This window comes from Acinetobacter chinensis (assembly GCF_002165375.2).
In the GTDB taxonomy this organism is placed as follows: Bacteria; Pseudomonadota; Gammaproteobacteria; order Pseudomonadales; family Moraxellaceae; genus Acinetobacter; species Acinetobacter chinensis.
Genome location: NZ_CP032134.1, coordinates 3,537,310 through 3,550,793 on the forward strand (window position 1 = coordinate 3,537,310; position 13,484 = coordinate 3,550,793).

General features: G+C 45.9%; 6 protein-coding genes. 1 reads left to right on the forward strand and 5 read right to left on the reverse strand.

The window, feature by feature from the left end:
- The first annotated feature begins 176 nt into the window (after window positions 1-176).
- Window positions 177-1,601: a glutamine synthetase family protein gene (locus CDG60_RS17815; RefSeq protein WP_087513629.1), complete on the forward strand. Its 1,425-nt coding sequence runs from the start codon at window positions 177-179 to the stop codon at window positions 1,599-1,601.
- Between the two features lie 19 nt (window positions 1,602-1,620).
- Here CDG60_RS17815 and CDG60_RS17820 read toward each other — a convergent pair whose 3' ends face one another.
- The 5 genes from CDG60_RS17820 to CDG60_RS17840 all read right to left on the reverse strand — a co-directional run bounded on the left by CDG60_RS17820 (window position 1,621) and on the right by CDG60_RS17840 (window position 13,190).
- Window positions 1,621-1,908, reverse strand: coding sequence for a chorismate mutase (locus tag CDG60_RS17820; protein ID WP_087513628.1), 288 nt, complete (start codon window positions 1,906-1,908; stop codon window positions 1,621-1,623).
- Window positions 1,889-3,208: a hypothetical protein gene (locus CDG60_RS17825; RefSeq protein ID WP_087513627.1), complete on the reverse strand. Its 1,320-nt coding sequence runs from the start codon at window positions 3,206-3,208 to the stop codon at window positions 1,889-1,891. Before CDG60_RS17825 ends, CDG60_RS17820 begins: the two co-directional genes overlap by 20 nt.
- A gap of 242 nt (window positions 3,209-3,450) precedes the next feature.
- On the reverse strand, window positions 3,451-5,280 hold the full coding sequence (gene ilvD, locus CDG60_RS17830) for a dihydroxy-acid dehydratase (protein WP_087513626.1): 1,830 nt from the start codon (window positions 5,278-5,280) through the stop codon (window positions 3,451-3,453).
- A gap of 380 nt (window positions 5,281-5,660) precedes the next feature.
- Window positions 5,661-6,476: a trimeric autotransporter adhesin/peptidogylcan-associated protein TpgA gene (tpgA, locus tag CDG60_RS17835; RefSeq protein ID WP_087513625.1), complete on the reverse strand. Its 816-nt coding sequence runs from the start codon at window positions 6,474-6,476 to the stop codon at window positions 5,661-5,663.
- 66 nt (window positions 6,477-6,542) lie between these two features.
- Window positions 6,543-13,190, reverse strand: a complete 6,648-nt coding sequence (locus CDG60_RS17840; RefSeq protein ID WP_119023837.1) for an ESPR-type extended signal peptide-containing protein — start codon at window positions 13,188-13,190, stop codon at window positions 6,543-6,545.
- Window positions 13,191-13,484: the final 294 nt, after the last annotated feature.

A 13,484-nucleotide genomic window follows, 5' to 3' on the forward strand; every position in this document is an offset into this window, starting at 1 on the left:
TTCAGGGCTCATGTTAAAAGATTCACTTTGGCGGAAAAATCACTGATTTCCGAAGCAAGCCTCAGGCAAAGATTGAGGCTTAAATCCTAGCACCGGATATAAAATTTACATTCATTTTACGTTACTGCACGGATGGACATTTCTATAATTTTTTATCCCCAAATGGATTCATTCCAATGAATATGTCTGTCGATCACCCCACAAAAACAATGTCTCATCCTGCGTATCCTGAACCATCCTCAAACGCTCAACCATCACCCCAGCCCTGCTGTGAGTCTGAACACACTGCATTTGAGCAGGAGGTTCAGCAATATCTGGAGCAGTTTCCTCAGACCACCCATGTCGATCTCTGTCTGCATGACCTGAACGGACATCTGCGCGGTAAACGTATTGATCTGCAGTCCCTGAAAAATCTGAGCAAAGGCTGTTATTTCCCACTGTCTGTATATGCCATGAGCCTGGATGGCAAAGTCATTGAGGAAAGCGGACTGGGGAAATATATTGGCGAACCTGACCGCCTTTGCAGACCCATTCCAGGCAGTCTGCGCCCTTGTGCTGATGCACCTGAAACCCATGCCCAGCTGTATCTGAGCATGCTGAACGAAGATGGCACTGCCTGTGAATATGACCCAAGAAATATTCTGCAAAGGCTGTTGCAGCAGCTCCATCAGCAGAATGTTCATCCTGTCATGGCAGGTGAACTGGAGTTTTATCTGTTTGCTGAACATTCAGCAACCGACAGTGATCTCAACAGCTGTCAGTGCTTTGATATAGATATCCCGACCCATGACAGTCAGGTACTTGCACATATTGAACGTGAGGCACGGCGCCAGCAGATTGAAATGACAGCAATCGTTGCTGAAAGCTCTCCTGGGCAGTATGAAATCAATATTCAGCACAGTGCCGACTTATTGAAATTATGTGATGACATGATTGCGATTAAACGGATTGTGCGTCAGGTTGCAGCACAGCACAGACTCAAAGCCTGTTTTATGGCGAAACCTGTCATGCAGATGGCAGGCAGTGGGCTTCATTTTCACATGAGCCTGTTAAATGCTCAGGGGCAGAATCTGTTCAGTGGCAGTACGCCTGAACACATGCAGCCTGTTTTTGCACAGGTGATTGCAGGTTTACTCGACTTCATGCCCGCGTCCATGGCGCTGCTTGCACCCAATATTAATTCATTCCGCCGTTTTCAGTATGGTCATCATATTCCACTAGAAGCCAGCTGGGGCTTCAATAACCGTAATGTTGCCATCCGTATTCCCTGTGCAGACCAGACCAATCAACGCCTTGAATACCGTGTTGCAGGAGCGGATGCCAATCCTTATCTGAGTATTGCTGTTCTGCTTGCAGGGACTTTACATGGACTTGAACATTCACCTGCACTACCTGACAGTCATGCCCATCAGCAACTGAATTCAAGCCACATTTTCCTGCCCGAACAACAGCCAGAAGCCCTGAAGTTACTGGCAGATCATTCCCTGTTAAAAGGCTATCTGGGAGCGGCATTTGTCAGTCTGTGGCTGACCTGCAAAAAAGCAGAATATCAGTCTGTGCAGAATAAAATTACTGCTTCTGAAATGGCATGGGGAATTTAGCAGACCTGACCAGTCCGGCTCAGGGTCTGATTTCCCTGAGCTCCCGCTGAATAAAATGCTGAATCATTTCCCGATAAATTTTTTCCACCAGTTCAGGACTGAGATTCTGCTCCGTTGCCTGCTGACGGACTTTATCAATCACCTGCTGAACACGCTCCGGTGACTGAACATCATCGACTGTCTTTTTAAACCTGACAGCCTGATCAACATAAAACTGCCGTGCAGACAGCAGTTCAATCAGGTCACGGTCTATGGCATCTATATGTGCCCGTACCTGTTCCAGGCTTTCACACTTCTCTTTCTTCATTTTGCTGTCCCTGCTCTGTCTCGGTTTCATTTTTATATTTTTCTTCCAGTACATTGCTGAAAATACTTTCAATCATCCAGACCCGATACAGACTGTTAAAGACATAGGTCTGACCATCTATACGCAGTTCCAGCACAGGAAAATCAGGTTGTGACTTCATTTCACAGAGCATGTCATTTTCTTTGAGTCGGGCTTCAACATCATCTTCAGTGAGCTGTTGCAGTTCAAGTTCCTGCTTCATCCGATCAAAATGAGACTTACAGGACAGGTCACGCCCTTTGGTCCAGACCGCCTGTAAAATACTGTACATGGCATCTACACGCTGTTCTTCAGGCACGCTGTAAAACAGTCTTGCCATTTCATCCGTTGCCGCCTGAGTCGGACGGCAGAACGGTGTAAATTTCACATCTGTCCGTTTGGACAGCCGTGTTGCCAGACTCCAGTCAAACAGATCACGCCCATGATAACTGAGCGGATAGACACGTAACTGAATGTTGTAATAGTTCGCCAGTTCCTCACGGATATACGCCAGCAGCAGCCATGAAACAGGATCTTCAAGTGCAATATACAGATCAAGCTCAGGATCAAGCCCCTGAATTTCATTCAGTTCTTCTGCATCACTGATCAGGTGTTCACGCCATTCAATATGATTAATTAAAAAAATCGGATTATCCGTCAGCAGCTTCTGCTGTTTCAGACGGCGGGTCAGACGAAGCAGATCATCCACGGCGTGGTACTTACGCTCACCAAACTCAAAATAAGCCGCAAGCACTGCATCATCATTAAAAATACGTTCAGGAAAATCCTGTGGCTGATGGTGCTGACTGGCCATAGCATACAGGGTGCGCAGTTTTCCATACTGTTTCTGCCACAGCATATGGAACACATCTTCCAGCAGATAAAGAAAATCCTGCCCTCTCAGTGGTGTATTTCTCAGAATGGTTTCTGCCTGAACCAGTGCTTCCGCTGTTGGCTGTTCAGGGGTTTCATGAAAACTGAAGCGATGCTGTCGGGACAGAATTTTTGCATCATTCAGGCAGTAATTCTGCCATTCCTCTGCCGACATATGATTGGGCGGTTCAGCCGTCTGACTGGAAATAATGACCTTCAGCGGTTTGAGCTCGTCATTTAAAATCTCTTCAAGTGCAGGTAACTGCTGTGCCGCAAGGTAACTGTAAACATCATCCAGACGCAAATGCACACTCAAGCCATTGTCCGTGGATAACACCTCCTGTCGAGATGGTTTGTCATAAAACCAACTCGATCGGAGCGGATCAAACCAGCGGCGTAACAGTGACATGAGATAAGCCTCGATATGAATACTGAGTCAGTCCGAATAATGACTGTACTCAGGAAAGGTATCCACTTCTGTGGATGCTAAAAATTAGAGTTCTTCACTCAAACTTATAACAATTCATCACCAATTGTTCAATGTTTTAGATTCCAGATTCACTGAACAGATTGATCAGTCCGACTGTCATCTGACGGACAATAAAAAAACACCCCGCAGGGTGTTTTTTATTTTTCTGCTGGATTCAGCCTTTAAACCTCACGTACAGCACCTTTGGATGCACTCGTTGTATGCATCGCATAGGCTTTAAGTGCTTTGGATACCTTACGTGGACGAGGTTCAGCTGGATGCCAGCCTTTTTCATCCTGAACTTTACGACGTGCTTCCAGCACGTCATCAGTCACAGCAAGGTGAATGGTACGGTTTGGAATATCAATTTCAATACGGTCGCCTTCTTCCACCAGACCAATTGCACCGCCTTCAGCAGCTTCTGGTGAAACGTGACCAATGGACAGACCTGATGAACCGCCTGAGAAACGACCATCCGTCAATAAAGCACAGTCCTTACCCAGACCTTTGGATTTTAAATAACTGGTTGGATACAGCATTTCCTGCATACCCGGTCCACCACGCGGTCCTTCATAACGGATCACAACCACATCACCCGCTTTCACACCACCTGCCAGAATGCTTTCCACCGCAGCGTCCTGACTTTCAAAAACACGTGCAGTACCATTGAATTTCAGAATGGAATCATCCACGCCTGCTGTTTTTACAATACAGCCATCCAGTGCGATGTTGCCGTAAAGTACTGCCAGACCACCATCCTGAGAGAATGCATGTTCTGCATTACGGATCACACCTTTTTCACGGTCACCATCGAGACGTGAATAGTAACGGTCCTGAGAGAATGCAGTCTGAGTCGGTACACCACCTGGTGCAGATTTGAAGAACTGATACACATCTTCATTTTCTGTACGGATTATGTCCCACTTGTCCAGCGCATCTTTCATGGTTTTTTCATGGACGGTCGGCACTGAGGTATCCAGTAAACCGGCGCGGTCCAGTTCACCCAGGATAGACATGATACCGCCTGCACGGTGTACATCTTCCATGTGTACATCCTGTTTTGCAGGTGCAACTTTACACAGTACCGGCACTTTACGGGATAAACGGTCAATATCCGTCATGGTGAAGTCAACTTCGGCTTCGTGTGCTGCTGCAAGCAAGTGCAGTACAGTATTGGTCGAGCCACCCATGGAAATATCCAGTGTCATTGCATTTTCAAAAGCAGCTTTGGTTGCAATTGAACGCGGCAGCAGACTGAAGTCATTCTGTTCGTAGTGACGTTTCGTAATCTCTACGATCAGCTGACCTGCTTTTTCAAATAATTTTTTACGGTTGGCATGCGTTGCCAGTGTTGAACCATTACCAGGTAAAGATAAGCCTAAAGCTTCAGTTAAGCAGTTCATTGAGTTTGCTGTGAACATTCCTGAACATGAACCACAGGTTGGACATGCAGAGCGTTCGTATTCTTTAACTTCTTCATCAGTGAAGCTGTCATCAGCCGCAACAATCATGGCATCAACAAGGTCAATTGCATGTTCATTGCCACGGATTTTGACTTTACCCGCTTCCATTGGTCCACCGGATACAAAAACCACTGGAATGTTCAGGCGCATGGATGCCATGAGCATTCCCGGTGTGATTTTGTCGCAGTTGGAAATACACACCATGGCATCTGCACAGTGTGCATTGACCATGTACTCCACTGAATCTGCAATCAGATCACGTGAAGGCAGTGAATAGAGCATACCGTCATGCCCCATGGCAATCCCGTCATCCACAGCAATGGTGTTGAATTCTTTGGCAACACCACCCGCCTGTTCAATCTGACGGGCAACCAACTGACCCAGATCTTTTAAATGCACATGACCTGGTACGAACTGTGTAAATGAGTTGACCACGGCAATAATCGGTTTGCCAAAATCTTCGTCTTTCATTCCTGTCGCACGCCATAAGCCACGTGCGCCAGCCATATTTCTTCCGTGTGTCGATGTTTTTGAACGATAGTCAGGCATTGTGCATTTCCAACATGTTGAGCTTGAGCCGGACGGTCAGGTCTGCTCTGGCAGAATTACTGAGATTTCAGTCGAAATACAGATATCATACAGGATACTGTTTAACAGATGACCACAGCCATGATCTTTATTTTCATTCATGGTCTGCTGATATTTCAACAAAAGCGATGATTCATCGGGTATGAAATCTAATATAACCGATACAGCCAGCTGAAATACAAAACTTTCATGAATAATTTTTTAATTTTCCATTCATATTTTTTATCATTAAGCCGCCTGTAAAAACAGTCATAAAACCGATGTCCACAAAAAAGCGCACCCTTTCGGATACGCTTTTATCTCAGCAGAAATGCTCTGTTCAGGGCATTCCTGATAACCGTTTACCAGCTGATATTGACACGGCGGTTCGGTGCCAGACAGTTTACGGTCTGAGCAGACTTTGTCTGCCCTTCACAGGCTTTGTACAGACGGGTTGAACCATTGGCATTCACTTTGATCTGACCTGGCTGGACTCCCTGCTGTACCAGCAGATAAGTAACGGTATCTGCACGCTGTGCAGACAGTGCCTGATTGTAGGTGAAATTTCCCAGCTGATCTGCATAACCTGTCACCAATACTTTCTGACTGCCTGATGCCCTGATCGCCGCTGCAATATCTTCAATACGGCTGAAATCGCGGTTCACTGCCGCTTCATCATATCGGTCAAATGCAAACAGCACACTTGCCTGCGCAGCATGAACATCCAGACCATCTGCCACCAGAGCATCTGTCGCTACAGGCTCACTGTTGGCACCATACTGAGCCAGTCCCTGACAGGCTTCACCTTTCCAGTAATAGGCTTTTGCCAGATAATTTTTGTCAAAATCAATACGCAGCTGACAACGCTTATAGTTCTGTGTTTCAGGTACACGGATGTCCAGCACATAATTCCACTCACGCACAAAAAACAGCCCTTCACTGAAATGCGGGTGCCCAAGTACGTAACGGATCTGGTCTTTGTTCAAGCCTGTATCGAGACGTTTCACCTGATCATATTCAAAACGCTGAACCTGATCCAGGTAGCTTTTTTTCACAGCTGGAAAATGAATACTCTCATCAGCCATCTGTAAATTCAGTTGTTCAGATGCCGAAGCGGTGGTGCTGATTGCCAGCAAGCTCAGTGCACAGCCTGCAAGTTGGGTTAAAACGGTTTTCATGTTGATCTCATTCTTTAGCTAATTCAGATACCGGATGGGAAAGGCAATACCTTTCCCTGCTGTGTATTAATCAATGACGCCACTGATACCAACACGCACACTTGGGTCACCGCCCTGAGATGCTGTTGCAATACCACCTGTCAATGACCAGCGACCGTTATCGGCAGTTTTACGTAAAGTCACACCAATCGCACTTTCGCCACCGTGATATGCTGCACCCGCTGCATAGGTATATTTACCCGGTACATATGGTGCATTTTCCAGTGCCATTGCTGCTGCAATACCTGCGTTCGCTTTTTTCTCGACATCATCAATACGCTTGCTGGTTGACTGGAATGCCTGCTGTAACTGATCACCAAGATTGGTGATGCGGTCACCCAGCTGCTGATCGGCAGCATTCAGCGCACCCAGTGCATCGCCAACGTTATGATAATCTTTGGCATCTGCACCCTGCCCAATGGTATAGGTCGGTGCTGTGAAGCTCTGGGTAATGTTGTCATAACCTGCATTTCCTCCCAGATATTCAGCCATCGCCTGGTTGGTTGAGTTCAGCTGTGAACCGTTGACTGCCTGTTGAGAAGAAGAACTGATATTCCCATTGGCGACACCTTCCACAACTTTATTACCGGCATTTATACCGCCTGAAGTAATACTTGGACCATCCTTAATCGTCAGACCATCACTGTCAATGGTGGTGTTCCCAGCAGTGAAACGTTCAGCATCCACACTGTCCACTTTCAGATTCGGTGAGGTAGATACCTGATAATTGGTACTGCCATCGTCATTTTTACTGGTCGATACAACAATGTTGTCACCTGCAGTCACTGTAGATTTGGATTCAGTGGCATTTTTATTGACCGCTGCAATCGCATCATTGATGTTGTCAGCACCTGTACCACCAATATTTGAAATATTGCCATTGGCATCAAATGCCCCCTGTCCCAGCATGTCATGAATCTGACCACCATTCACAGCATCCTGTGAACCTGCTGCGATCTGACCATCGCCAACATTGGTCACTTTATTGCCAGCAGCATCAATACCGTCTTTGGTGATGCTTGGACCGCCATCAATCGTCAGACCATTGTTATCGAGTTTACTGTCACCTACGATCATACTGCCATCAGCACCAAGGTTCTGATCCTTGTTCATGTTGACCATGATGTTGTTGCCATCATTGCTGATGCTGACGTTACCGTCTGTATTGCCAAAATCGACTGTATTGCCTGGTTTCACATTACTTGCAGTGCCACCATTGGTGCTGACATTCCAGCCCTGATTGGCATTGTTAGCCGTCTGATTGATCGACTCAATCGCATCATGAATCGTATTCTGACCTGTACCACCAATATTGCTGACAGTGACATTGCCATTGTTGCCAAGCTGCGCATTGCCTCCGATCAGACCTGCCAGGTTATCCTGTGTCTGATGCAGCTGACTGCCATTTACAGCATCTTTTGAAGTACTGGAGATGTCACCGTTTGCCACATTGGTCACTTTGGTATTACCCGCATTGATACCTGCAAAGCTGATACTTGGCCCCATACTGATCATGTTGCCGTCAGCATCCAGTGTCAGGAAGCTCAGACCATTGCTGTTGATGACCGTACCACCGGCATTGACTGAATCCACATTCAGCTCAGGATTCAGTGCGAAATCAATCGTGTTGCCTGTTTTACTGACGCTCAGATTTTTCTCATCTGCTGCCGTCCCGATATCAATGGTTTCACCTGCCAGCACACTCTTGGTGTTTTCACCATTACTGCTCAGGCTGAAACCTTTTTCCAGTGCATTGATATTTTTGTTAATGATGTCATCAAGACGTGAATCAATTGCATACAGCTGGCTTCCGTTGACTGCATCGGTGGAAGATGAATTGACTGAACCATTGGCAACACTGGTGATTTTTTTGTTTCCGGCATTGATGCCTGAAACCAGCACACTTGGACCACCGGTAATGCTCAGTCCCTGATTGTTCAGAATACTGTTACCGGCTTTCACTGAATTCACCTGAAGGTCATCAGCTGTTTTAACTTCGTAATTGCTGCTGCCATCGGCATTTTTAGTCTCAGTCACCACCATGTTTTTACCCTGATTCACTGTGGTTTTTGCAGCTGCCACAGCTTCATCAATGGTGTTTTTGCCTGTACCGCCAATATTTGAAGTGGAAATGCTGCCTGTATTCGGATCAATTTTGGTATTGCCACCGATCACACCCGCAACATTGTTCTGCGCGTTATACAGCTGACTACCGTTCACTGCATCTTTGGACGTCGCAGAAATATTACCCTTAGCAACACTGGTGATTTTTTTATTCCCTGCATCAATCCCAGAAGCAAGTATGCTTGGACCACCAACAATACTCAGACCATTACTGTTAATAGTCGTATTACCTGCTTTCAGTGAATTTACATCCAGATCATCGGCAGTTCTGACTTCGTAGTTACTGCTGCCATCGGCATTTTTTGTCTCAGCAACCACCATGTTTTTACCCTGGGTCACTGTAGTTTTTGCAGCCGCCACAGCTTCATCAATGGTGTTTTTGCCTGTACCGCCAATATTTGAAGTCGAAATGCTGCCTGTATTCGGATCAATTTTGGTATTGCCACCGATCACACCCGCAACATTGTTCTGTGCGTTATACAGCTGACTGCCATTCACTGCATCTTTCGATGTTGCAGAAACATCACCATTGGCAACACTGGTGACTTTCTTAGCCCCTGCATCTATACCACTGGCACTGATGACAGGACCTGTCTGAACCAGATTTCCTTTGCCATCATCGCTTACAAAACTCAATCCATTATGGTTCAGTACCGTGCCACCTGCGGTAACAGAAGTCACATCCAGGTCTGGATTCAGTGCAAAATCAATGGTATTGCCTGTTTTGGTTGCGGTCAGATTTTTCTCACCTGCGGCAGTACCAATATCAATGGTTGCCCCTGCAAGGACTGCACCAGTATTCAGACCATTGGAACTCAGACTGAAACCCTGCTCCAGGTTCGCAATATTTTTATTGATAATGTCATCAATACGCGAATCCACAGCATATAACTGACTGCCATTCACAGCGTCTTTTGAGACGGAAGACATATCACCATTGGCAACACTGGTGATTTTTTTATTCCCTGCATCAATCCCTGATGCCAGTATGCTTGGACCACCTGTAATGCTCAGACCATTATTGTTGATCAGCGTATTACCCGCTTTTAATGAAGTCACGTCCAGGTTATCTGAGGTTTTCACTTCATAATTACTGCTGCCATCAGCATTCTTCGTCTCTGTCACCACCATGTTTTTGCCCTGGCTGACAGTGGTTTTTGCTGCTGCGACGGCTTCATTAATGGTGTTTTTACCCGTACCACCAATATTGGATACCGTCACATCACCTGCGTGATTTACAGCCGCATTGCCACCAATCACACTGGCAACATTGTTCTGAGCCTTATTCAGCTGGCTGCCATTGACAGCATCTTTCGATGTCGCCGAAATGTCACCACTGGCAACACCTGTGATCTTTTTATTACCTGCATCAATACCTGAAGCCAGAACACTCGGACCACCTGCAATACTCAGACCATTGTTGCTAATAGTGGTATTACCAGCTTTCAGTGAGGTCACATCCAGGTCATCAGCTGTTGCCACTTCATAGTTTGTACTGCCATCGGTATTTTCAGTGGCTTTAACCACCATGTTTTTACCCTGAGTCACTGTAGTTTTTGCAGCTGCCACAGCTTCATCAATGGTGTTCTTACCTGTACCGCCAATATTTGAAGTGGAAATATTGCCTGTATTCGGATCAATTTTCGTATTGCCGCCGATCACACCTGCGACATTGTTCTGCGCGTTATACAACTGACTGCCATTCACTGCATCTTTCGATGTGGATGACACATTGCCACTGGCAACACTGGTGATTTTCTTATTGCCCGCATCAATACCCGAAGCCAGAATACTTGGACCATTCACAATAGTCATGCCATTACTGGTCACTGCTGTATCACCTACAGTCAGCCCCTTCTGGTTCAGCGTATTGCCGCCAGCCGTAATGCTTTTTACCTCAATGTCATCTGCCAGCTGAATCTGAATCTGACCATTGCTGACCTGAGTGGAAATATTTTTGTCTGCACCGACGACTTCAACCGATTCACCCAGTGCTTTCTGAACTTTTTTACCGTCCTGCGCTGTCAGTGCAAAACCTTTGTTTGCTGTATCCAGTGCATTTCTGGCAATCGTATCTGTTACAAACAGCTGACTGCCGTTGACGGCATCTTTAGAGATCGCTGAGATGTCACCATTGGCAACATTGGTCATTTTTGTGTCACCGGCATCAATACCATCAGCTTTCACAGAAGGACCTGTCTGAACCAGTGTCACACCATCAGAAGCAAGTTGCTGGAAGCTCAGTCCATCTTTATTCAGCGTTGTGCCGCCCGCAGTTACAGATGAAACATTCAGGTCTTTATTCAGCGCAAAATCAATGGTATTGCCTGTTTTCGTTGCAGTCAGGTTGGTTTCACCTGCGGCAGTGCCAATATCAATCACATCCTGATCGGCAATAATGCTTTGATCCTTGCCATCTGAAGCCAGCGAAATTTTCGGCTGAGCAGCGTCAATAGCATTGATGATTGTTGTATCGAGTTTATCTTTCAGTGCAAATAACTGACTGCCATTCACAGCATCTGTAGATGTTGCTGTAATATCGCCTGCTGCAACACTGGTGATTTTCTGATTACCAGCATTGATCCCACTGACGGTCACGCTTGGACCATTGGTAATGCTCAGTCCATTGCTGTTCAGAACTGTACCACCTGCAGTCACAGAATTAATATTCAGATCATCCGCTGTTTTGACTTCGTAGTTACTGCTGCCATCGGTATGCTTTGTCTCAGTCACAACCACATTTTTGCCCTGAGTCACTGTGGTTTTTGCCGCAGCAACAGCTTCATCAATGGTGTTTTTATCAGTACCACCAATATTCGAAACGGTTACATCACCTGCATTATTCACCGCTGCATTACCGCCAATCACACTGGCAACATTGTTCTGTGCCTGATTCAGCTGGCTGCCATTGATGGCATCTGTAGATATCGCTGAAAGTTCACCTTTAGCAACATTCGTGATCTTTTTATTGCCCGCATCAATACCATTGACAGTCACACTTGGACCATTGGCAATGCTCAGTCCATTGCTGTTCAGAACTGTACCACCTGCAGTCACAGAATTAATATTCAGATCATCCGCTGTTTTGACTTCGTAGTTACTGCTGCCATCGGTATTCTTCGTCTCAGTCACAACCACATTTTTGCCCTGAGTCACTGTGGTTTTTGCCGCAGCAACAGCTTCATCAATGGTGTTTTTACCAGTACCACCAATATTCGAAACGGTTACATCACCTGCATTATTCACCGCTGCATTACCGCCAATCACACTGGCAACATTGTTCTGTGCCTGATTCAGCTGGCTGCCGTTGATGGCATCTGTAGATGTTGCTGAAAGATCACCTTTAGTAACATTCGTGATCTTTTTATTACCCGCATCAATACCGCTGACAGTCACACTTGGACCATTGGCAATGCTCAGTCCATTGCTGTTCAATGTGCTGTCCCCTGTCTGAACAGAGTTCAGCTCCAGATCCTGGCTCAGCGTAAAATCAATGGTATTTCCAGATTTGGTCACTTTCAGATTTTTTTCATCTGCTGCAGTCCCAATATCAATGGTATCACCCATCTGAACATTGCCCTGATCCGCACCGTTACTGGACAGGTTGAACCCCTGATTCAATTTACCAGATACTGTTTTCAGCTGTGACACATTCACGGCATCCGTATCGGCAGAACCTGCGCTGACGCTAGTAATACGACGGTCACCAATATTCATTTCACCTCTGGCAGTTCCCCCCACCAGAAATGCCTGATCAGACAGCGTTGTACTGCTTGCAGATGAGCCTGAACCAATCGCAATCGAGTCTTTATTGGTTGCTACAGCACCATTACCCATCGCAATTGAGTTATCTGCCGATTTTGCAACTTTTGAATTTGTTCCCAGTGCAATACTCTGCTCAGCTTCAGCCTTTGAAATTGCCCCAATCGCCAGCGCAGCACCACCCGATGCATTTGCATAGACACCCAGTGCAGAACTGGCATCACCAGAAGCTGTTGACGTCATCCCCAGAGCTGTTGAAAAATGACCTGAGGCAGCAGACTGAGTCCCCATCGCAACAGAACCTGCACCACTGGCTGTAGTCGAACGGTAACTTCCGCCTGTTTCATTCCCACCTACAAGGCGGACACCGGTCAGTGCTTCATATGAATCGTTGATTGTTTTATCTGATGCAATACGGTCAATATCATCACCACCGACTGCAACTGCTGAATTGCCTGAAGCGATGACATTGGCACCCAGAGCAACCGTCTGATCACCCGATGCCTTGCTTGCATAACCAATCGCAACAGACTGATTCGCCCCATTGACTTTACTGGCTGTACTTGCATCTGTTCCTATTGCAACAGAGTTGGTCGCACTTGCTGTTCCCCCACCTGCTGCATAAGAAGCGGACCAGGCATCAGAGGAAAATGTCAGCATGGCAATGACAGGTAATGCGAGTAACTGCACGCTCTTTGATTTTGTTTTTGAATGACCTTTTGCCAGTTCAGAAACAGCAACCCACGCTCCCGCAGAAACATTCCAGACAACCCGATAAACCCTGTTCATTTAATACACCAAAACTATGCAAATCACATGAAAGAGCACATAATACCCTCGGTACAATTAGCATACAAATCTACACAATCACATACTATAAATATGTGTTTATTGCTTAAACAGCCCTCTTTTCAATAAAAATAAATCAAATTCACATAAATTATTTATTTTTATTTAATAATTAAATCATTGATATATATAAAATGAATATGTTTTTTAATTAAACAATCATGAATAAAAAACAAACATCAGCGATCATGAGAAAATGTTTCTGAATGTAATTTTCACAGATTCCTGAACAGC